This is a genomic window from Lewinella sp., assembly GCF_050633125.1.
Classification (GTDB): domain Bacteria; phylum Bacteroidota; class Bacteroidia; order Chitinophagales; family Saprospiraceae; genus Lewinella.
In genome coordinates this window covers 1-20,633 of sequence record NZ_JBOEFX010000007.1, presented here as the reverse complement: position 1 = coordinate 20,633, position 20,633 = coordinate 1, and the positions used below count along the sequence as shown (strand labels likewise).

At 46.5% G+C, this 20,633-nt stretch carries 17 protein-coding genes; 1 reads left to right on the top strand and 16 read right to left on the bottom strand.

The window, feature by feature from the left end:
- Nucleotides 1-93: 93 nt before the first annotated feature.
- The 14 genes from ACRBG0_RS01270 to ACRBG0_RS01205 all read right to left on the bottom strand — a co-directional run bounded on the left by ACRBG0_RS01270 (nt 94) and on the right by ACRBG0_RS01205 (nt 17,550).
- The gene (locus ACRBG0_RS01270) at nt 94-1,524 is read right to left on the bottom strand and encodes a thioredoxin-like domain-containing protein (protein ID WP_431485123.1); all 1,431 of its coding nucleotides are present in this window, start codon (nt 1,522-1,524) and stop codon (nt 94-96) included.
- Between the two features lie 444 nt (nt 1,525-1,968).
- A complete protein-coding gene (locus ACRBG0_RS01265; RefSeq protein ID WP_431485122.1) occupies nt 1,969-3,258 on the bottom strand; it encodes a DUF2341 domain-containing protein in 1,290 nt (429 codons plus the stop codon).
- Nucleotides 3,259-3,396: 138 nt separating this feature from the next.
- A complete protein-coding gene (locus tag ACRBG0_RS01260) occupies nt 3,397-4,146 on the bottom strand; it encodes a DUF5995 family protein (protein WP_431485121.1) in 750 nt (249 codons plus the stop codon).
- Nucleotides 4,147-4,459: 313 nt separating this feature from the next.
- On the bottom strand, nt 4,460-6,253 hold the full coding sequence (locus ACRBG0_RS01255) for an SBBP repeat-containing protein (protein ID WP_431485120.1): 1,794 nt from the start codon (nt 6,251-6,253) through the stop codon (nt 4,460-4,462).
- 294 nt (nt 6,254-6,547) lie between these two features.
- Nucleotides 6,548-7,759 carry a phosphatidylserine decarboxylase gene (locus ACRBG0_RS01250; RefSeq protein ID WP_431485119.1) on the bottom strand — a complete coding sequence of 404 codons (1,212 nt, stop codon included), beginning with the start codon at nt 7,757-7,759 and terminating at the stop codon, nt 6,548-6,550.
- 404 nt (nt 7,760-8,163) lie between these two features.
- Complete coding sequence (locus tag ACRBG0_RS01245; RefSeq protein ID WP_431485118.1) at nt 8,164-9,618, bottom strand: Gfo/Idh/MocA family protein; 1,455 nt, start codon at nt 9,616-9,618, stop codon at nt 8,164-8,166.
- Between the two features lie 284 nt (nt 9,619-9,902).
- Nucleotides 9,903-10,898, bottom strand: a complete 996-nt coding sequence (locus ACRBG0_RS01240; RefSeq protein ID WP_431485117.1) for a sugar phosphate isomerase/epimerase family protein — start codon at nt 10,896-10,898, stop codon at nt 9,903-9,905.
- 110 nt (nt 10,899-11,008) lie between these two features.
- Entirely contained in the window at nt 11,009-11,869 is an 861-nt protein-coding gene (locus ACRBG0_RS01235) for a hypothetical protein (RefSeq protein ID WP_431485116.1), read from the bottom strand.
- A 573-nt stretch (nt 11,870-12,442) separates the two neighbouring features.
- Nucleotides 12,443-13,033, bottom strand: coding sequence for an aspartyl/asparaginyl beta-hydroxylase domain-containing protein (locus ACRBG0_RS01230; RefSeq protein ID WP_431485115.1), 591 nt, complete (start codon nt 13,031-13,033; stop codon nt 12,443-12,445).
- Between the two features lie 107 nt (nt 13,034-13,140).
- A complete protein-coding gene (locus ACRBG0_RS01225) occupies nt 13,141-14,001 on the bottom strand; it encodes a hypothetical protein (protein WP_431485114.1) in 861 nt (286 codons plus the stop codon).
- Nucleotides 14,002-14,075: 74 nt separating this feature from the next.
- Nucleotides 14,076-14,912 carry a maleylpyruvate isomerase N-terminal domain-containing protein gene (locus ACRBG0_RS01220; protein ID WP_431485113.1) on the bottom strand — a complete coding sequence of 279 codons (837 nt, stop codon included), beginning with the start codon at nt 14,910-14,912 and terminating at the stop codon, nt 14,076-14,078.
- A gap of 14 nt (nt 14,913-14,926) precedes the next feature.
- A complete protein-coding gene (locus ACRBG0_RS01215; RefSeq protein ID WP_431485112.1) occupies nt 14,927-15,661 on the bottom strand; it encodes an acetolactate decarboxylase in 735 nt (244 codons plus the stop codon).
- 217 nt (nt 15,662-15,878) lie between these two features.
- Nucleotides 15,879-16,661 (bottom strand): hypothetical protein, encoded by a 783-nt coding sequence (locus ACRBG0_RS01210; RefSeq protein WP_431485111.1) that lies wholly within the window; start codon nt 16,659-16,661, stop codon nt 15,879-15,881.
- A 109-nt stretch (nt 16,662-16,770) separates the two neighbouring features.
- Entirely contained in the window at nt 16,771-17,550 is a 780-nt protein-coding gene (locus ACRBG0_RS01205) for a hypothetical protein (RefSeq protein ID WP_431485110.1), read from the bottom strand.
- 318 nt (nt 17,551-17,868) lie between these two features.
- Here ACRBG0_RS01205 and ACRBG0_RS01200 point away from each other — a divergent pair, with 318 nt between their 5' ends.
- Nucleotides 17,869-18,078: a hypothetical protein gene (locus tag ACRBG0_RS01200; RefSeq protein WP_431485109.1), complete on the top strand. Its 210-nt coding sequence runs from the start codon at nt 17,869-17,871 to the stop codon at nt 18,076-18,078.
- A gap of 93 nt (nt 18,079-18,171) precedes the next feature.
- Here ACRBG0_RS01200 and ACRBG0_RS01195 read toward each other — a convergent pair whose 3' ends face one another.
- Nucleotides 18,172-19,995: a glycoside hydrolase family 2 protein gene (locus tag ACRBG0_RS01195; protein ID WP_431485108.1), complete on the bottom strand. Its 1,824-nt coding sequence runs from the start codon at nt 19,993-19,995 to the stop codon at nt 18,172-18,174.
- A 137-nt stretch (nt 19,996-20,132) separates the two neighbouring features.
- Nucleotides 20,133-20,633: helix-turn-helix domain-containing protein (locus tag ACRBG0_RS01190; RefSeq protein ID WP_431485107.1), on the bottom strand; the 501-nt coding region annotated here is incomplete at its 5' end.

Sequence of the window (20,633 nt, the reverse complement as noted above, 5' to 3'; positions counted from 1 at the left end):
AGGAGGGCAAAAAAGTAGAAGGTACTTAGTACTAGGTACAAGGATCAGCGGAGCTAAATCCCAGTACCCAGTACGACGAGGTGAAACCTCGTATTATTTACTCCGTTCAATCTCAAGCGTCTCTTCCTCCAAAAGACGGTTGAACAGTTCTTCCAATTGCTCTGCACCCAAGCGCTTGGAGATGATCTTTTTGTCTTTATCCAGCACGTAGATTTGCGGGGTGGTCTTCAGGTCGTAGGTCGTCATAAAACGAGAACGACCATAGGGATCTACAACGTGGATCCATTCACCGATCTCATTTTCATCGATATAGTCCCAGCATTCGGGCACTTCATCACGAAGCTTGGCACAGCCAGCGAAAATTTCTACACCACGGTCTTTGAATTTTTGATAGAATTCCGCCAAGATAGGCGTTGATTTTTTACAATGGCCACAATCATACCGCCAGAAGTAGAGCACAGTGTAGGGGGAATCTACACTTGATAGGCTGATTTTGCTGCCATCGCGGCGTTCCATCAGCAGGTCGGGGGCTGTTTCACCGATAAGTAGAGGTCGCAGGCGGTTGGCATTGTCAACAATCTTATCCAATTGTTCCTGCTCGGTCCAGGGAGCGAGCCCCACGGCGTAGTATTTGTCTACCAAGTGAACATAGACGGCGTCCATCCCTACAAATTTAGAAGCGGCGTAGAAGTTCAGGAAATGGATCAGGTAAAATTTGAAGTTGTCTTCTGAGGGCTGCATTTTTTCCAAAACAAAATCAACAGCAATAGCGATACTGTCGGGGTGCTGAACATGCAGCTTTTGTACAAAATAATCTACCCTTTGGAAGAGGAAAGGCGTACGAAGCATGCGCGTGTCACCAAGATTGATATTGTCGAAATAATGCTTTTGCATCCAGCGCCATTTCTTATTGTTGATCTCTTCTTCTGTGCCGGTAAATTCGGGGAAATCAGTAGGCAGGTTGGCCTCGATGATGGCTGCGGGTAGGCTGCCAGCGTGGTCAGCAATAAATTTGTTCTGATAAGCCAGCACCTTGTCACTCAGTCCTTCAAGGGCCATTTTTGCTTCTTCTTTATCCTTTTCTGAAGCATTTTCCGAACTTAAGGTCTTTTGAAACTCGTCACCTTCCGTTCGTTGATCGGCGAGGTAGAGGAGGTATTCGTAAAAGTCTTGATTATCTGGTGAGTTGGTAAATTGGGTGTTCTCCAACTGGGTTTCTCCCATTGCTGTTGTAAGGCTGAATCGTTGGTTGTTGTCATCAACTAAAATTTGGAAAAACTGATTATCGGGTGCCATCACGACCAGATAAATGCCCCCTTCTAGTGCTTCTTCGCCGCTGAAGGTATAGCTGCCATCATCGGCTCTTACCACGGTATCCTGAATGTATTGCTTGTCGCCGAGGTAATACGCAAGGTAGAGTTCTTGCTGCTGGTAACCGTTGATGCTTACTTTGATTTCAAAGCCCTCTTGGGCCCAAATTGTCAAGGAGAAGGCTAAGAATAAAAGCGTAGTTATAATTCGCATAGTTAGAGAAATATCATTTTTGCAAAAATGCAGATTTTTCGGCACACCAATGTCAATATTGCGCAAAAAACCAATTGCACCTTCTTCTAAGTTTTTCAAATAGTTAACACGCTTGAAATGAATCGCTTAGTCAATTATTTGAAAAACGAATGTTCAATTGGTTTTCGTGCTGTCCTATAACGTCAGATTCGTTGACAGGATTTTAGAGCTTGTTTGGAAATTTCATTTGGTAAAAAACAAATATCCCGAATTAGGAAGCAAAATTTCCAAACAAGCTCTTAACAAAAAGTAAGATATAGGTCAAAAAAATACCCGAAGCACGTTGCCGTGTTCCGGGTACATCAATAACTGCATTGATTTTTTGGGATTTTTCGATAGCGTTAAAAGCAGGAAGATCGAATCTTTCCACTTTCACTACGCTGAAACTTTTGGGGACATCTCTAATTACTTGATTACACTCAATGAATGCGCATGCAACAGCGCACCATCCGATGAGCGATTGAATTGTAGGAGGTAGAGCCCTGCAGGTAATTGTGAGGTTGTTAGGGGAGCAGATTCACCAGGATTGAGGCGAATACTCAAGTTGTTCAGTTGTTGGCCCTGCGCGTTGAAGACTTGCACCGATACCGGCTCTTGGTAATCAATGCTGATTTGGCTCTGTTCGGTAGTTGGGTTTGGAAATACCTGCACGCGGCTAGGGTCAATCAAGGAGGTCAGGCTACTAGGGTCAAGGAAAATTTCCGCGCCATTGGAGCTTACCGGAGGGGTAGCAGTATGTTGGCGAACGCGGATATTGTTGAGGTAAATAGCCGGTGTGAAGGAGAAAGTAGACATGATGAAGTGAAAACCAGTCATTCCTTCAATTTGATTAACAATTAAAGGGGTAACGTTTTCTGTTCCCAAACCAACATTCGCAAAGCGATTAACTTGGAGATAGTCATCCTCGTTGATACCAACAGTGATTGAGGCTGTATTGAATAAATTACGATCAAAACGTAAAAGGGGATATACTTCTGATTGGTAACCATTATCAAGCGTATCCATCATTACGGCCACTTGGCCAAGGGTATCAAAGCCAGCGGCACCTTGGCGGAAAAGTATGCGTTCGATTTCTGTATTTGCATTACTGCTAAAACCAAAACCATTGGAGTTGGAAACCGCTCCTACGTAGTCAAAAATCACTTCTTCGGAGAAAACGGGTACCGTACGGGCAAATTTAAACCGTGATGCTTGAGAATTACCAGTGCTACTGTAGTTGAGGCTTCCGTTAATAACCTCAAGGGTAGCGAATTCTCCAACTGTTTCCCATTTTGCAGGATCTACGGTTCCTGAAGAGAAATCATCAAAGAAGATAAACGTATTGTCACCATCGGCAGCCGAAGTAGCATCAGCTTTGCCATAGTAAACTTGTACCTCCATACTAGCACCTGCGGCAATACTCGGAATTTTCACCCATACCTTGGTAGCAGTATTGAGCCCCAAGCTATCGCCCCAGAAAGGGAGTAAGGTACAATCGGTGGTATATACGCGCAGGTCGGCACCATCGGTGCGCATTTTGCCATCGGCTACAAGGGCAGCGGTATTGAGCTCAATGGCTACCTGGTAATCGGTAAGGTTGCCGCCCAGGCTATTGTCGATGCTTACGGTTTGGTAATACGCCCATCCGGCTGCGCAATCTTGGGCCTGGAGGAAATAGCAGGAAAAAGAAAAGAGTAATAGGGTAAAATACTTCATAGGGGAATTTTTTAGGTTTGAACTTCAAAATTAGAAGACTCCTTGCTATACGTTACCCCTGAAAAAAGGTAGGTTAAAACTCCATGAATTCCGGTAGAGGAATTAAGCTGGACTACCGTGAAAATGCTGAAAGTCCAGCTAACTATTCAGTCCCTGAATCTTTTGCCGAATGGTACCTCTTTCTCCCAGCCGGATGATTTTCAAAGCAAGGCTGATAATCCACCCAGGTTGGCTAATGAGGTTGCCATTTCGTGCTACTCTGGCATCTCGATCTTGAATGGAGGCTGTCCATTGATCATTAGGAGTATGAGCGAGGGTGCTTGCGAAACGCCAAGCTCCATCTCTGGCAGCTTCCATACTGAAGTCGGTGAGGAATTTATTGATACGGTTGGTTTTACGGAGTATCCAGTGGAGCGTAGGCCAAATGGCGGCCAGTTCTTGCTGTACTTGATTGACAAGCCCCGCCAAAATGGTATTGATACGGTTAAAGTCGGTGTGCAGTCCCTGAATGTCTTGCCCCTTCATCACCTCGGCCGAAGCAATGCCCAGATCCAGATTTATGTGCGCATTCATGCCGCTGAGCAAATGCTGGATAACAATAGGCCAATATCTATCGGCCATCGCGAATGCCGCTTGCCAGGATTGACTGATAGCCTTGCCTTGTTGGTGGGCAAAGTAAGCATCAATGTACCGCTTGGCAAAGGTAACGTCCAGCTGCTCCATCCGGGCATTATCCTGAAAGTCGCCAGCAATAATACCCGCTTTGACCTGCCGGGTAACCTTTAAGTAAAGAGCTGCAAAGTAGCCTTGGGTACTATCATTGGTCTCGGATTCCTGTATGATGAGTTCCAAAGTAGCAATGACATCGTCAATCGTATTTATGGTCATTATGGATGAAAGGTGGTGTGGTATAAAGGTAGGGCTTTCGTTAGAAATCCTCCCGACGCTGATGTGTTTTTCACCTGAGAGTTTCTTCAGCGGGCAAAAGTCTCGTGCATTGAGGTTGGTAGGAATAGAGGAGGGGTGATCGTACCAGTGCGATTACGCAATGGTACGATCACAGGCGCGCGCGGCTTGCTAAAGCATCCGCGGGCCTTAGAGGGGAGAGGGTAATCGCGTATCGAGGTTAAACCTCCTCTTAAATGCCCTTGTAATCCCTAATATGGTTCAAAACGATAGTTCGTAATATACGATAGAGCCTCTAATTTATCACCGCCAATTTTTTAACAACCACTGTCTCGTCGGCAAAGATGATTTTAACAAAGTACTGTCCCTTAGGAAGACTGTCGGTTTCCAATACTTGGCTAACATCATTGATGTTTTCGACTTTCATCAGTACCTGGCCGCTAATAGCTATAACCATCATCGTTTTGATATTCTGCCCATTGGTCGCAATACTTACTTTGTTGCTTGTAGGGTTAGGAAATAGCGATACGCTTGCTGATAAATTGATCAAAAGGTCTTCAAGCGCCGTAACTTCTTCTGCTTCAAATTGAGCGAGGTAGCTATCGGGTTGGTTGCCATTAGGGCTGGCATGCATCGGCTGAAAGGCTCCTGCTGTAACCGGAAAGTCTTCTGAAGCAGTTTGTCCAGATAGGGTAATCGTACCATTGTCACTAAGCCCAAAAGCACGAACAGATTCGTCATCACTTCCGCCGTAGTAGCTGCAAAAGAGAGCCTCTGAAAAATCAAGATTCAATTTTACAACAAAGCCATCGTGCCCGCCCGCCAGCTGCGCCTGAGGAGCATCAGCCGTGACGGGCAAATCATCAGAATTACTTCCTCCACCCACATAAAGATTTTGATCTTGGTCAACACGCAACCCTTCGGGGCTATCTCCGTTGAGCCCACCAAAGTAGGTGCATGCCAGCAGTTGGGAGCCATCAGCAGAGAGTTTGAAAAATAAAGCATCTACATCATTGATGTCCGTTTTTGTGGGTTTGATAGCACCTAAGGTAGTGGGTATATCGGTAGACAGGGTTCCACAGGCAACGTAGGCTTGGTTGAGGTGATCAACGTGTAGGCTGTGGGTCTCAGAAAACTCATCACTGTTTCCGCCGAAGTAAGTAGAATAAATCAAATCGGTTCCATCTGGTGCAATTCTGGTCACGAAAAAATCACTGGATCCATTGCGCTGTGTTTGTACGGCATTGGCAGTGGTAGGGAAATTGTTAGATTTTGTTGCCCCGCCTATAAATACGCTTTTGTCAGTACCTATTCGTACGGCAGGGCCACCGCGATCTTCTCCCGAGCCACCAAGGAATGTTGCCCATTCCACAGCACTTACGTCCTGATTGAATTTTACGGCAACCATATCGTAGCTTCCATTATGACTGGTGTCAAAAGCATCGATGGATATTCCTGCAGGTTCCAGGCGAACGGCATTTAAGATGCCGTATACGTAACCATCCTCATCAATGTCGATATCTCGAAAAAAACCAAAACTATCCCCTCCGTAGTAGGTTGCCCACACGAGGTCTGCGCCGTCGGGTGAGAGTTTGGCAATAAATCCGTTTTGGTGACCATACAGGTTGTTGATGCTTGATCCTTGTACAAATTCTTCCTGGAATGCCCCCGTCGTGGTTGGGAAATCGTCGCCTGCTCGGCCACCCACGTATACGTATCCATCGTCGTCTACTTCTATAGCGTAGGCCCGGTCGTAGTTGGGGCCTCCCAATAGCGTTGACCACAAAAGTGTTCCTTCTGGCGAAAATTTAGATACAAAAACCATCATTGGCCCCCACCCGCCTACAGTTGCGCTGCCAGCATTGTTATAAGTTGTATTGTAAGCTCCTGGAGTAGTAGGGAAGTCATCAGAAGAAGTGCCACCGGTGATGTAAATGTTCCCCTCGGCATCAATTGCCAAATCGCGGGCCTGTTCAAAGTGGTTTCCGCCCATGAAGGTAGAGAAGTCCAGATGGTACTCCACCGTGTTTTGTGCATAATTGCTACCAAATAGGAAGATTCCTAAAATAAATAATGTTGATTGTTTCATCTCGTAAGTAGGATTAGTAATGAAAAGAGCAACCTCTTGAGCCTGCTGTTTGTCAGCGACTAGAAGTAGTAATTATTCCTTACGTAGATGTTTGTTGTTGATTGACGGGGTTTGCTAATTCATGCAAAACGTCATGTCATAAAGATGAGAAAAATTTATTGATTCAATGGCCAGTACGAGAGCGGGAAACAGCTGTTTTGGCTTCTTTATCCGAAGCGTAAGGGGGTGCTGTATTGGCATTAAATAGTGATTAACAGGGGGGTAGCCTTATACTAACCCCCTATTTAAGAATCGCTAAAAATCATCCAAATCAGTACAATGTGCAATCACCGAACCATAACGATGGTACTCCGTACTGCCGCCGATCAGTGCATCTATGCCATCCTGAAAGAGAACAATAATATCGGATCCACCAAAGAGGAAGTACCCAAATTCATCGCCTTTGAGCATTTCCGCGCCCGGCGTAGCCGTCATGTGTACCGAGGAAACTTGGGCCATCCCGATGGGAATCACCGCTACAATACCGACATTGCCATAAGGCGAATCCGTTGTGTCTATGGTGATAATACCACGTGCCTGATAGAATTCGTACGCTCCCTCCGAGTTATCGGGCGCGTCAAACTGATTGTCCGTAATGTTTACATCCAGAAAAACTTTGCCCATCACCGGGTAGCATTCCTTTACCACACCCGATACCGGTAGATGAAAACGGTGGTAGGAATAAGGCCCTAAAAAGTAGTGTGCAAAATGCCCGTTAGCAAAGGCATCTGCATAGTCGCTGCCCTTGAGCAATTCTTTGATACTGGCGTACTTATGCGTTTTTTTTACGGTTATTTGGTCAATCGTCGAGTCTGGCCCAATGCGGTATTGTGCACGGTAGGTACAGTCGGCCGGACTCACCACCACCGTATTGTCAAAGGGGTCAGCAATCGGGCGCAGCCCTGGGTTCAGCTCGCGGGCAAAAAACTGATTAAATGTCAACCACCCGCTCGGACTATTGGGTTTGCCGTTGACCATCGAGTTCTCCACCTCGTATTTGGGCGAGTCTTTGATAAAAGAATTTAGGACGTCATCATTGAAGGAATCCGTAGAATCCAGGAAGCTGCCCCAATCGTTGGCGTAATCGACGAGCCACTTCGAAAACCAAGGCAAATTCTGCACAATTACGGAATCTTTTGGGCCCACTGGCTGGTCAATCAGGTAATAAAAATGGCATAAACGATCGTATACCTCTTGCTGTTCATCCGTGCCAGGGGCGGTCCAGGCCGGGTCAGTGCTTTGTTGTGGAATCCATCGTGCAAACTCCTCCAGGTATTTCTGGTAAGTCTCCAGTTTTACGGGCCAGTCCAGGGCCTTATACAGCAGGTCATCCAAGTTTTTCTTAGCCTTCTTACGGGCCTTTTCCAAAGAATCCAGCAACAAATTGGCCAGTTTCTTATCCTTCGCCAGCTTCTTCATCAACTTGTCAATGACGGGGTCATTAGAAGACAGTACGGTGTTTTTCATAACGGTATTATTTATTGAATATGGTTGTATTCTCTTATGCTTTTCAGGGGCCATGCCTTCGTTCCTCGGCACCAGGCTGTCTGGTCGCTGTCGCTTCCGGCCATCCCTTGTCCTTAGTCCCTCCGGGCCTCGCGCTCCGGCCTCACGGCCTGCGCGCCTAATTTTTTCGCCAATCGTACCAGTGCGATCATACGATTGACACGCCTCCAAGTGCTGTCATGCCAAAACCTAATCCAATATTCACAAAAAGAAAGGACGCATACAAGGGTATTTCTACCTGAGTTTGGCTTGGTAGCCCTACAGCGATGGTTTCACCAAATAGACACATAGCTTGCCTTTTCGGGGTTAAGATTGTTTTGAAAAAATCTATGTGTCTATATGGTAAAAAACGCCTACCTCTTTTCCTACATCTCCCAACCTTCTCGATACTGCCGCCCTACAAATTGATTAGCTTCCTCCATGTTGGTGATCCGCATGTTTTCGCCGTCCCAGAGGAGTTTTTTGCGGGCGTAGAAGTCCATGCCGCCTTCGGCGTTTTCGCGCCGGAGAAGGTAGCTGCGGATAGCGAGATTACCCATCAATACGGTTTCGGTCATGGGGCCGGCATAGTCGAAGGAGGAGGTGAGGCCCTGGTGTTCTTTACTGCCAAATCCGGCTTTGCAGGCATCAACCCACAGGCGTTGGTGACCATATTCGGGTTCCATGTCCTCTTCCGTTTGTGGCCCAACTTCTACAGTGCCATCGTTGAGGTAAAGTTTGGGCATCAGCGGCGAGCTGTCGTTGACATTGGTGGCAATGAGGCCTTTTTCGCCGATGATCAATACGCCGTTAGCACTTCCTGGGCCGCCCATGTCGTCGTCCGCAGGAATGATGTCGGGGTGTGCGGGACGAATACCACCGTCGCTCCATGTCATTTCGATAGGAGATTGACTCTTGCTCGTCGCGCTAAATTTGAGGGTTACGAAAGAAGAGGCCGGGCAACCTTCCGGATAATAATCGGCGTTCCACATCCGGGAATAGATGGCCCCAATGCTGCATTCTGCCGAAGTGGGATATTTGAGGCCCAGCGTTCGGAAAGGAATATCAATAAGGTGGCAGCCCATGTCACCTAAGGCACCGGTACCGTAATCCCACCAGCCGCGCCAGTTGAAGGGGTGTAGGTCGGGCGTGTATGGGCGCTCGGGTGCTGGTCCTAGCCACAAATCCCAGTTCAGTTCAGCTGGCTTTTTGCTGGCATCGGGGGCCGCCATCGCAATGCCTTGTGGCCACACTGGACGGTTGGTCCATACCTGCACTTTTGAAATTTTGCCTATCCGCCCGCTATCCACCCATTGTTGGACCAACTGCAAAAGGGGGTTCGATGCCCCTTGGTTACCCATCTGGGTGACGACTTTTTGCTGGCGGGCCATTTCGGTCAGCAGGCGTGCTTCGCGGATGTTGTGCGTGAGGGGCTTTTGTACGTAAACGTGCTTGTTCCGGGCCATCGCGAAAGCTGCTGCCGGGCCATGAACATGATCGGGGGTAGAAATTGTCACGGCATCAATGTCTTTTTCCTGCTCCAGCATCACCCTGAAATCGGCGTATAACCTTGCATCAGGAAACTGCTCTACAGATGCAGCAGCTGAACCTGAAAAGTCGACATCGCAGAGTGCTACCACCCGTTCTCGGCCATTGACAGAGGCGCGCAAAATATCAGACCGCCCCTTGCCGCCGGCACCAATAGCTGCCAGTACCAGCTGATCGCTGGGAGCGGTATAGCCCACACCACCCAGTACATGCCGGGGAACGATAAAAAAGGAGGAGGCAATCGCCCCATTTTTGATGAATTCCCGACGGGAGGTATTCTTTTTGGGCTTCATAAGGAGGTCTGTATTTTCGTTTCTCTAAGGAACAGCACTTTATTTTCTGCGCAATGCTAAGGTAAATAAAAATTGGTGCTGGAATGATAGAGGATTTGTCTCTACTAGTATCCACAAAATGCAGGAGCGATGTGGAAGGGTGGTGCCGCTATGGCGGTACCAGACAGTGGTGCGCTAAAGCGCCACTGGCCGAGTGAATAACGAGCCCTGCAACGTAGCGACGGTGCCGTCGTGAAACTCTCTACTAACTAAGGAGAGGTACAATACGGCACCGGCCTGCCCTGTTACAACTGCTGAAAGACCTTTTCCAGTAAGGCTTTGGTCGCTTTGATACCTTCGTCTTCTGACAACTCCTGGCCTTCGTATTCGATGCCGACGTATCCCTGGTAGCCAGCTTCCTTAACAATTTTCATCATGCGTAGGAAGTCGGTATGAGTTTCTTCGCCGGCGGCGTTAAAGTCGTGGGTTTTGGCGCTGACCCCTTTGGCGTAAGGCATCAGGTCTGTTACCCCCTGGTAGCGGTCGTACTCTTTGAGGCATTCATACTCGGGGCCTCTTTCTATGCAAAAGTTGCCGAAGTCGGGGAGGGTGCCCACATTGTCCATGTTTACCTTTTGCATCACGCCAGCCAGCCAGTTTCCATCGGAAGAATAGCCACCATGGTTTTCGACAATAACGTTGATGTTTTTGGTGGCGGCGTAAGTGCCTAGGGCAGCTAAACCTGCCGCAGCATGGGCGGCTACCTCTTCGGCGGTACCACTACCAGCTGCATTGACCCGGATAGAGTGTGCGCCGAGGAATTGGGCGGCATCAACCCAAGGATAGTGATTTTCTACGGCCTTTTGGCGAGCATCATCATCGGCATCGCCCAAGTCGCCTAGGCGGTCACACATGATAAGGCCGACGGTGACGCCAGCTTCCTTGCACTTGTTGCGGAAGGCCGTGAGGTAAGCCTCGTCTTGAGCTTTGCTAAAGTAAAAGGTATTGACCAACTCGATGGAATTGACGCCATAACTGGCAGCGATAGTGGGAAAATCCATGGGGTCGAGGTCACCTTGTAATAGGGAGTCAGGTGACTCCTCGAGCATCCGTCCAAAAGCATCCCAATCATCGATAGCACCACCAAAAAAAGAACGATGGAGCGACCATTGCGCCAGGGAGATTTGGAAATCTTGTTCGGTGACGACTTCGTCGTCGGTATCGGCAGCTTGCTCAGGAGTTTGGGGGCTACAGGAGACAAAAAAGAGTACTAGGAGAGGAAGGAGAATTCTTGTGGACATAGTTGATTAGTTTGATGGTTTGTTTGTTGATAATTAAAATATAAGAGTACCCTAGTTGCTTCGGGCTTCAGTTTTGACTTTAAAACGGATTATTTTTTGTGGGGTACAAATTAATCAATCTTGGGAATTATCCGGGTGCCAGCGGCTTGAACGTCTATGGAATACTCCTTTAGGTTTTCATCGAGCAGAATTTGGGTCCGCCCATCGGCAAGGGTAGCACCGCCGATGAAAGTTACTCCTGCGGGTTTTTCAGCACGCACGAAAGCTCTCCTGCTGGCGTATTCATCGTTCATTATCCACAAACGGGTATAATCCATGGGGAGCAGTGGTTGGCCAACCGAAGTGATGAGGCCCCAGCGTTTTTGGTAGCGAACGGCCAACATATTGTGAGGTGCCCAGCGGTTGAAGTGGTCATAAGGGCCAAGTTTTTGAGGAGTGTCGATGTTCCATAGGTAGACTTCGTCGCGTTGCTTTTCAAGGATGATCAACTCGTTGTCTTCAAAATAGCCGATGCGTCTATAGGTGCTGGTATCGGCAAGGCTGCCGTTGAGAAAGTAGAGTTGATAGGCTGTAGTTGCATTGGCCTGCTGCTGGCCTACCACTACCGTTTTGGTGGGCAGGTCGATCTCCAGGCTATGCGCGGTAATGAAACCGAAGACGAGGCGACCATTGCCGGAGAGGATACCTAGTTGGCCATCAGCGTTTTCGGCAATGTAGTAAGGATAGGGCTGAGGGATACTGCTATCGGCTTGTTCGTAATAGATTTTGTGGATGTCAAAATAAGGAAACAATTTTGCGTAAATAGGCTTGATGATAACCTTCCCGGAAGCATTCTTTACGCCAAATTGGCGATGGTCATTTATGAAAATCTGCTGCTGTTGGAGGTCTGTTTCCTGGACTTTGCAGGAAGAAAGAAATAGCAGGTACAAGAGGATAAGTACGAGCTGGCTTGGGAACTTATTTGTTATCATCTATTACGCTGAATAAAGGGAGGAGAAAGTACAAGTTATGAATTAGTGGGCAATAGCCCTAATTCGCATATAGACCACAAGTTGTATTTAGAAATGGGCCCTTGTGCGCTAGCGGGTAAAACTTGACTTTTTTGTGTAAACCTAAGTTGTAGCGTAACTACTTTTTGGCTCCTTTGTGAAGGATGTAATTGGCTTTTTGCTAGTAATTTGTGCTCTCGGGGAGTTCTCTGATGAGGTAGTTTCAAGGTGTAAATGAAGAGGTTTTAAGGTCGCTCTTTTGTACCCCAATGGAGCAAAAATACGCTGGGGGTATAACTCCCCCAACCAGGGTTGGGGGTCCCACCCCGCCTGAGTCGCCACATCGCCTACCTCGCCCTAAAGCGATACAGGCATGCCTCCTCCACCTACTCCCTTTCGGAAGTAGCCAGCTTCAAAAAACAAAAACCGCTGATTTTCCTGCTGACCTTGCAGGGGTATTGACCTATGATTAAACAGAGAAAAGGGTCGTGAATTCTCCGAATAAGGCAAAGTTAACTAAAAGTTTTTTTATTTTAAAATTAACAACAAAAAAACTTAAACTCCATTGATCATCCCCTTCACCCAGGCATTAGGGATCATATCAATGGTGAGGTTGATACGTTCCACCTCGCTGTTATTGTTAATGCGGTGGGGATCAGTCAGACGTAGGTACCAACATTCGCCAGCCAGAAGCGGGACGATCTCGTTATTGAGGTAGAACTCCACTTGGTCATTTGTAAAAACGGGAATGGTGAGACGAATGACAGACCGTTCAATGTGTAAGCCCAAGGTGGGATCGGTATGCTCCCGGACGGTAGCCTGTGGGGCCAGTCGCAACAGTCGCACCAGCGTTACATCAGTATGCGCTTTGAAGTAATCGACAACACTCGTCAAATAAGGCGACTTTTTCAAAAGTTCGGTATCCATCCAATCGGTCCACGAGCCATCGGCGTAATCATCGGCGGGTGGCGGTATCGGTAAGGAAGGGTCTACCATGTGAGCAGGAGAGCGCAGCGGCAGCACATCATAATAAATGTAGCTATATAATTGGAGTGCCTTTACTTCTTCCTGGAGTTTAGAAACATCAAAGGTGAGGGGCAGTTTTACTCGATCCAGTGTCGCATCGGCGGTTTCGGAAGATAACATGATATATGTGTTTTGGAGGTGTATTTCCATAGACATGCCCTATGCATAAGCTAAAGTCATGCTAAGATGTTGCAAAATAATATTTTCCTGAAACCTTTGCAAAATAATCAAGGCTTCCTCCTTCGGCTACGCTTGGCCTCTTGGATTTGGTAGCGAAGCAGGATACTGTAAGCTACATTCAAAGCCGGTGGCTCAAAGTCTCTGAAGCCTTCTTTTTGGTCTTCGGTAAGGATGGGGTTTTCTGCCTTGATACTCCCAAAGGAAGCAATCGTAAGGTTGGGAATGATTTTCAGGTCGAGTGATACCTTCTTGGATAACTTGAAGGTAGCTACTGGTATCAGTGAGGCCTCTAGCGCAAAAATCCGCCCTCGATAAGGGAAGGAGCCAGAGTCGTAGGGCGTACGCTTAAAAGTATATAGCGATGGTTCCATAGACACCGCTACGCCAAATCGTAAAATATCGTACTTGGGGTTACCAAAGTACTTGCCCAACTCGTAGCGAAAAGCAAAAGCTGCCATTCGCTCTTCTGTACCCGTAAAGTAGAGATCTATCGTATTACCCATGTCGTCAAAGACATAAATATCCTGGCGAAATGAGGACTTGGAAATCGCAAACTTCGTCAGTGCCAGCTCTTGAAATATCCCCTCTCTATTCTCAAATTGAACGCTGCCCCCAATACTTATCAATTGAGATGGACTAAGAAGGGTCGTCGTGGTTTCGTAATCGGTCGTCCTGCTTCCCACCACTCTGAAGGTGCCCGCATTGGGCTCACGGTAACTCAGGATCAGGCGTGTATCTTCTTCTCGACTAAATTCACTGAAATACGTAAAAGCATCCACTGCGGGGTAATAGTTGAAGGTCGTCGCCACCCGCACGTTCTGCTTTTTGAGCCATTTGCTTCTTTGGGCAGCTGCGGAAAATGGGAGTATAAATACTAAAACAAGGGCAAGGGTGATTAACCTTTTCATAGAGCGCGGTTTTATGTTCAGAAATAAAGAGAGAAAACAGGTAATTTCTATATGCGAAAATAAGAAATCATCGCTTAAGCGATGAAAGATACCATTGACAATACTTTTTCTGCAAGCAATTGGTTCCCTTTTACCTGAATAGAAGCTTCGAGATCGCTATGTCGTTTACTCTTCGATACCAATTGCCAAAAAGCTTCTGCGGCAATCGTTACCTCCGTTACTGGTGTATTGGCGGCGGTTTCGCCAATTTGCCATTGCCCCTGATGAGCACAGAGGTACCAATTGCCTCCACATTCATCAGGGATGCTCAGTTTAATACAAGTTTCATCAGTGGCGGGCACCTCTCTGAAGGTATGCGGCAGTGCCTTTAGACAAACCTCCACAAAAGGCAAAAAGAAGTCTTTGGTCATGATTCCCGGTCGCTGCACGGCATCTCTTATTTGCTGCTGGTGCAAAAACTTCTCCGTGTATTCCCGTGCAATGTGCATCCAGTTTTTGCTTTCTTCTTCACCGGCCCAGGCTACCGAAAAAGTGGCTTTATCATATGGATCTAGCGAAGCGTAATAGGCATTGTACAAGGGGCCAGTAAGCTCGTGGAGGAGGATCAGTATCTCCGGACTCACCCGCTTCATGGCCTTCACCCAATCGGCATTCAGGCGATTAATATAGGCTACCAAATCCTCGTAAGATGCAATCTCGGCAGTCTCTCCCTGGTAGCCATCGCGCAGCATAGAGAGGATACGGATGTTGCCGTCCAGCAAATGCGCCACGACGTCTTTTACTTTCCATTGGCTGGCCACTGTTTGTACCTGCCACTCTTCTGCGCTTAAGCTTTTGATCAGCGTCAGGAACTGTTCGTTTAGTTCCGGAAGCTTATGGACGAGGTCGAGGATAGGAGTAGGCTTTTTCATTTGTTTAGCATTCATTATTTCACCGGCAAATACAATTTCATCTTCTCCGCCTCAAATGCCACCGCATCCAAATGCCCCATTTGGGTTTTGTCATCGGTGATCAGGTGCAGATGGATGAAGGAATCATGGTGGGTGAAAACGCCCTGGTGTTCGGTAGAGAAAAAGCCGATAATCTCTACTTGTTCTTGCCCTAGTTTATAGTTCGTTTGCCCCTGGTGGGCTTCTTCTGGCGAGCTCACTTTACTGCCTTCTGGCAAGTTTTGGATGTGAATATCGGCACTCATCACTTCCCCCTTTAACTTGAATACAAAAGGGCGTTTATAGCTTTTAGTGAGGGTGTCCAAGTGGTTTTCTAGCGCCTTGCTGTTAGTGATAGACGCAGGCAATTCATGCGCTTGCCATTCCGTAACGTTGCCATAAACAAGGAAGGGCGCTTCTGTGTCAAACGTCGCTTCTACCATCATAGTAGTATCAGATACGACCTTCGAAACATAGGCCTGGCCATCATTAATCAGTAGTTCGCCTTGCAGGTAACTCAAAGGGCCGATGCCGTACAATCCTTCTTTGTTTTCAATGTCTTCCAAGCGGATAATACCGGCCAATTCTCCTTTCCACATCACATTTTTCATGGCGCCCGCCACTTGCACATCGGGGTAGGCGTCATGGGTAATTACTGCTCCCCCGCCGCAAGAGAGAAAGCCAAGGCTTATCAGCACTAAGAGGGTAGGAGTGATGAACCTGTTATTCATTGGTTATGATTTTTAGTTGATTGTTCTGGTTTTTATAGGGATTTGGGGCCATACCTTCTCCCGTGCCGACTAGAAAAGTCGGCACGGGATCGGCACCGGGCTCTTCGCTCTCATGCAGTGCTGCGCATTGCATACCGCTGCGATCCCTTGTCCTGCTCCTCCGTGCGCCGAGCTCCAGGCTCTGCCTTCCGCACCGACAATTTACAGGCACACGCTCTTAATCCCGCTCGTAATGAATTTCCGTTTTTTCAATGCCGTATTTGTCATAATAAAACCAATCATCCACCTTCACGCCTGAAAGTATTCTTCCCCCGCAGTTTTTTATCCATTTCCTCGGCGTGATCCAGTTGATAGAAGAAAAATAACCGCTAACTCCCACAAATTTTTGATCAATCTCTACCGGGTCTGAGCTCACCAACGTTAGCTCAACGACATTCAAATCATCAGCGATGTTGTGGTTACTAATCAATTCATCCATCTCTTCAAAGCTTGATTGGGGCAGCGTGTCAATGGGTGTTTCTGAAAGGTCTTCATCAGCAGCAGAAAGGTAGCGAAAAAACCGAGTCGCTTTCCATTTGAAATCAACAATAGGGAGCTCTTTTTCACTTCGCTTAAAGGTGAATACACAGAAATGAACAGGAGAGAAAATAAAGGTGCCCGTCAGTCTTAACGTATCGCCTAGGAGGGTGCTGTTATGGTCGATCTCGTTGTTGCCCATGTAAACATGATTGCCGGAACGAAAGGCATTGTTTAATACAACCCCAATCTTAATATGACAGTCAATAATAAGCAGATAAGCCCCCTTGAAGACCACCTTGCCGGTAAGCTGATACTTGGTGAAGGACAATTCTTCTAAACCATGGTCGACACTACTCGAAGGCACCCGCTCCATGGATTCGCAGTTAAACAAGAGCTTATCCACAAATTCAACCTCCTTACCATAGAAGTTATGGTCTCCTGAATGCATGGAAAAAGTAGATGTTATTGTTCTGATCGTCATAGTTTTTTGGGGGATTTGCACCATATAAGAAGCTCATTAAAAAAAAACACACTTAAATGCCCTTACAATCCCTTATATGGTTCAAATAAAAGGGGATAACTTCACCAAGTTAACGCCTTTTCTTTTTACGAAACTTACCCTCTCCATCTATAGTGTAGTTGATGTTAATATTCCGAAAGTCCAGCATTGATTCAAAGGCTTGGGTATCCATGCGGGCACTTCTGGTTATTTGCTGTGATTGGGTCAGTACAGGGTTTTGTACCCGTTCTTCGTACCAAGACCATTGCCCGGCTACCGGAACAAAGCTATAACCAATGTTGATTTTTTTGTGAATCTGGAAATTCAAGCCCAAGTGGATGTTCAGACCTATCCCTAGCCACGTTTCCCTACGTGGGAACCCTGCACTAGTCAAAGGAATAGTATTTTTTCTTTGATAAACCGGGTAGCCGCCTACACTTGCATCTGCCGTTAACCGCTTGAACAGTGGGAACATTTTACCTCGCCGGTAACCAAAACGAATATCAGTGGTTTCGATATGTGTACCACTAGTAGGTTCATAAATCATAGTACCTACTCTTTCGCCCACTCTAAGGTCTTCTTTCCTAGTGAAACCAAAGGCAAATAAATCAAAATGATGATAGCTATTATCCTCCTTGATTACCCGATAATACATCCCTAGAGAAAGGGCCGCATCATGGTCTTTACTTATCAAATAAAGAATGGAGTCACTAGTGAATTGATTAATCTCCTCCCGATTTTGATAATAGAAATTATGCAATCCGATCCATTGGTCAGGCATGGCGCGTTTTTGCCCCAGCAGACTGGTGCTCAACAAAGATAGCAAGACGAAAAGGGAGAATAAGCGAGTGCTAAAAGGAATAGTTTTCATACGCAGAGAGATTTGTTATTCAAATAGCCAGGTCAATCAAAGTAATGACCTTAGCGTTGTTGGAAAGATAAGGTTTTGTCACTTTTCTTTAGCTTAATTCTACGGAAATTATTCGTTCTCATCATAGAAGAAAAAAGAAATATTGGTGCTAAAAAGTCGAAAATTCCCACCAAGGCATTAAAAAAGGCCCTCTACGGTGTTCCAATGTTAAGTTTTGCCGTAAAAGAGGAAACCTAACATGGGAATCTAACCATTTTGCTTACCGTGTGTTACTTTTGTGTTAATTGATTGTTTAATAAAAGTTAACCCAGTTGTGTTATGAGCAAAAAACTCAAGAAAGCAGAGAAGAAATTGAAGTCACTCAAAAGTGCATTGGCAAAAGCTAAGAAAAGCCAATCTAAATTGGAAAAAAAGCACAAAGCAGAGGTAAAGAAATTGAAGTCAAAACTCAAAGCTGCTACCAAGCCTAACGACTCCAAAGGAAAAAAGCCTGCTAAAGTAAAGACACTAAAAAAGAAGACGGCCTAGACCGTCTTCTTTTGTAAGTTTTATTGTTTTGAACAGCCAAGAGGTCCTGCCTCTTGGCTGTCGTTTTTTAGTAGGTGAGCTTGGTCACTAAGGCTAGTTTTTATTTCGATAGAACGCCTGCAAAACAAAAAACGCCTTCTTTTTCTCCCCTTCTTCAGAGATGAGTCCCTTTCGGTTCCAGCCATCTTGAATGGCTGGCAGCACTCTTCGAGGAGACCTGAAATCCACAAGTATCCACGGCGAGAATCCTTGGATTTTGTCCACCCTATCAATCATCTGCAAGGTTTCTACGTAGAGGTTTTCCTGGAACTCTTCGGTCCACCGTTCGTCTTTGGTACCGTGTAATCCCTTTTTGGCTCCTGCGCCAAATTCAGAAATCAGTACAGGTTTGTCTTCTTCAATCTTCCAGGTAATGGTTTTACACTTTTCCGGCAGCCCATCATACCAGCCGATGTATTGGTTGAAACTTAGGATGTCTACCACTTCGGCAAAGGGGTCGTCAATGGTTCTGATCGTAGGGTCTCCCCGGTAGTTTTTTTGCTCTAGGGCGGCACTGATCAGCCGAGTATTGTCTTTTGCTCTGGTGTAAGCTGCGAGCTTGTTTAGGAAGACATTTCTGGCAGGCACATTAGGCGTTTCATTGGCCATCGACCAGATGATGACGCTGGCCCTGTTTTTATCGCGCGCAATCAGCTCAGATAATTGAGTTTCTGCATTCTGATAGGTGCTCTCATTGTCCCAGGAGATGGTCCAGTAAACGGGGTTTTCTTCCCATACCAGGATGCCCATCTGATCGGCCAACCTCACCATGTGTTCATTATGCGGATAATGCGCCAAGCGCACATAGTTGCACCCCAGCTCCTTGGCCCACTCCAACAGCTGTGTGGCATCTTCTTTGGCATAACCACGGCCATCTCGTAGCGGACTTTCTTCGTGGATGGAAATACCCTTGAGGTAAACAGGCTTATTGTTCAACATAATCTGTGTACCCTCCGTACGGATACTCCGGAAACCAATTTGATCTTTCACCGTCTCTTGGGCGGTCTCGATAGCTACATTGTACAAGAAAGGATCTTCCAAAGACCAGTAGCGAATCTCCTCAACAGGAATATTTATAGCGACGTAGCCGTCCTGATCGGTTGTAAGTTGCTGATTTATCTCTAAGTCAGGGAGTTTGAGCTGAAGCTTTTGAGCACCAGCATCCTTACTGTTTATTTGCACGTAACCCTTTATCTTTTTGGTGTCCTGCGGGTCCAGTTGGATAAAGTAATCCTCTACAAAAGCAGCAGCTGTTTCTACGAGCTTTACATCTCGGGTAATGCCTCCATAGTTCCACCAATCCGTGTTGAGGGTCGGCACGCCGTCTTTGAGGCGCTTGTTATCTACTTTGACGATCAAGAAATTGTCTTGCGCTTTTACAATATCCGTCACTTCAAAATTGAAAGGCGTAAAACCGCCAATGTGGGTGCCTAATTTCGTGCCATTCAGATAAACCTCGGCTTGATAATTGGCGGCTTCAAAGTAGACGAAAAGACGATTTCCTTTGGCAGAAAAATCAAAGTCAAACGACTGCTTGTACCACACCGTTCCTTCGTAGTAGTACAATGACTCCTTTTGCGTATTCCAGTCGCCAGGAACTTTAAGGTTATCCATCTTGTCAAAGTCGTACTCTAGCAGATCGGAAGCATCTTTGGGCTTCGAATCCAAGAAAAAAGCACTTGCCCAAGGAGTGGGCTGCTGGTCAAAGGGTTCGTAGCGATAATTGTAATAGCCGTTTTCATACGGATCGACAATGTATTTCCAATCGCCATTCAGGGATATCGTCGTCCGGTTGTAGACGTTTTGCAATAAATGATCTTGGCTATAGCTGGAAGTTGCCCAAGCTATCAAAGCCAGAAGAAGAAAATGTTTACTCATGTCTTTTGTCTCTTTTTACACGATTTGCACTTAATATTTAGTAAATAGGAGAGAGGGTTTTGAACCACCAAAGGCACNNTTATATGCCCTTATAATCCCTTTTATGGTTCAAAAAAGATGCACTTATATGGTTTGAATTACCCCGTTTTCAGAAACTGCTTAGGCGTAAGCCCCGTCTCTTTCTTGAAGTAGGTGTTGAAAACCGTTTTGGAGTTGAACCCACTTTCATAAGCCAATCCTAATAAGGTGATGTGCGCATTGGCAGGCTCTTTGGCTAGTCGCTTAAAAGTCTCCACCCGATAATGATTGATAAACTCACTGAAGTTCTTGCCCAGGCACTCATTGAGTAGCCATGAGAGTTGATTGGGGTGCAAGTCCAGGTGTTCCGCCATGGAGCGCAGCGACAAGTCAGAATTTAGATACGGTGCTTCCTCCTCTATGTATGAGAGTAGCTTTTTCTGATATTGGGCTGTCGCTTCTTTATCCAGCAAGGCCTTTTTGCTTTTTTTAGCTCCCTTTTTTGTGCTAAACAATTTGGGCGGGAACAGCTGCTGCTGAAATTCACTGTACCTCGGATCATCCTTGATCGAGTTCATCAGAGGGTCGGAAAGCCGAAGGAGTAGTAATGGGTTGTTAGT

Excerpts from the sequence above, each read along its gene's own strand:
- ACRBG0_RS01270 (WP_431485123.1), bottom strand. The coding sequence starts at position 1,524 with ATGCGAATTATAACTACGCTTTTATTCTTAGCCTTCTCCTTGACAATT.
- ACRBG0_RS01265 (WP_431485122.1), bottom strand. The coding sequence starts at position 3,258 with ATGAAGTATTTTACCCTATTACTCTTTTCTTTTTCCTGCTATTTCCTC.
- ACRBG0_RS01260 (WP_431485121.1), bottom strand. The coding sequence starts at position 4,146 with ATGACCATAAATACGATTGACGATGTCATTGCTACTTTGGAACTCATC.
- ACRBG0_RS01255 (WP_431485120.1), bottom strand. The coding sequence starts at position 6,253 with ATGAAACAATCAACATTATTTATTTTAGGAATCTTCCTATTTGGTAGC.
- ACRBG0_RS01250 (WP_431485119.1), bottom strand. The coding sequence starts at position 7,759 with ATGAAAAACACCGTACTGTCTTCTAATGACCCCGTCATTGACAAGTTG.
- ACRBG0_RS01245 (WP_431485118.1), bottom strand. The coding sequence starts at position 9,618 with ATGAAGCCCAAAAAGAATACCTCCCGTCGGGAATTCATCAAAAATGGG.
- ACRBG0_RS01240 (WP_431485117.1), bottom strand. The coding sequence starts at position 10,898 with ATGTCCACAAGAATTCTCCTTCCTCTCCTAGTACTCTTTTTTGTCTCC.
- ACRBG0_RS01235 (WP_431485116.1), bottom strand. The coding sequence starts at position 11,869 with ATGATAACAAATAAGTTCCCAAGCCAGCTCGTACTTATCCTCTTGTAC.
- ACRBG0_RS01230 (WP_431485115.1), bottom strand. The coding sequence starts at position 13,033 with ATGTTATCTTCCGAAACCGCCGATGCGACACTGGATCGAGTAAAACTG.
- ACRBG0_RS01225 (WP_431485114.1), bottom strand. The coding sequence starts at position 14,001 with ATGAAAAGGTTAATCACCCTTGCCCTTGTTTTAGTATTTATACTCCCA.
- ACRBG0_RS01220 (WP_431485113.1), bottom strand. The coding sequence starts at position 14,912 with ATGAAAAAGCCTACTCCTATCCTCGACCTCGTCCATAAGCTTCCGGAA.
- ACRBG0_RS01215 (WP_431485112.1), bottom strand. The coding sequence starts at position 15,661 with ATGAATAACAGGTTCATCACTCCTACCCTCTTAGTGCTGATAAGCCTT.
- ACRBG0_RS01210 (WP_431485111.1), bottom strand. The coding sequence starts at position 16,661 with ATGACGATCAGAACAATAACATCTACTTTTTCCATGCATTCAGGAGAC.
- ACRBG0_RS01205 (WP_431485110.1), bottom strand. The coding sequence starts at position 17,550 with ATGAAAACTATTCCTTTTAGCACTCGCTTATTCTCCCTTTTCGTCTTG.
- ACRBG0_RS01200 (WP_431485109.1), top strand. The coding sequence starts at position 17,869 with ATGAGCAAAAAACTCAAGAAAGCAGAGAAGAAATTGAAGTCACTCAAA.
- ACRBG0_RS01195 (WP_431485108.1), bottom strand. The coding sequence starts at position 19,995 with ATGAGTAAACATTTTCTTCTTCTGGCTTTGATAGCTTGGGCAACTTCC.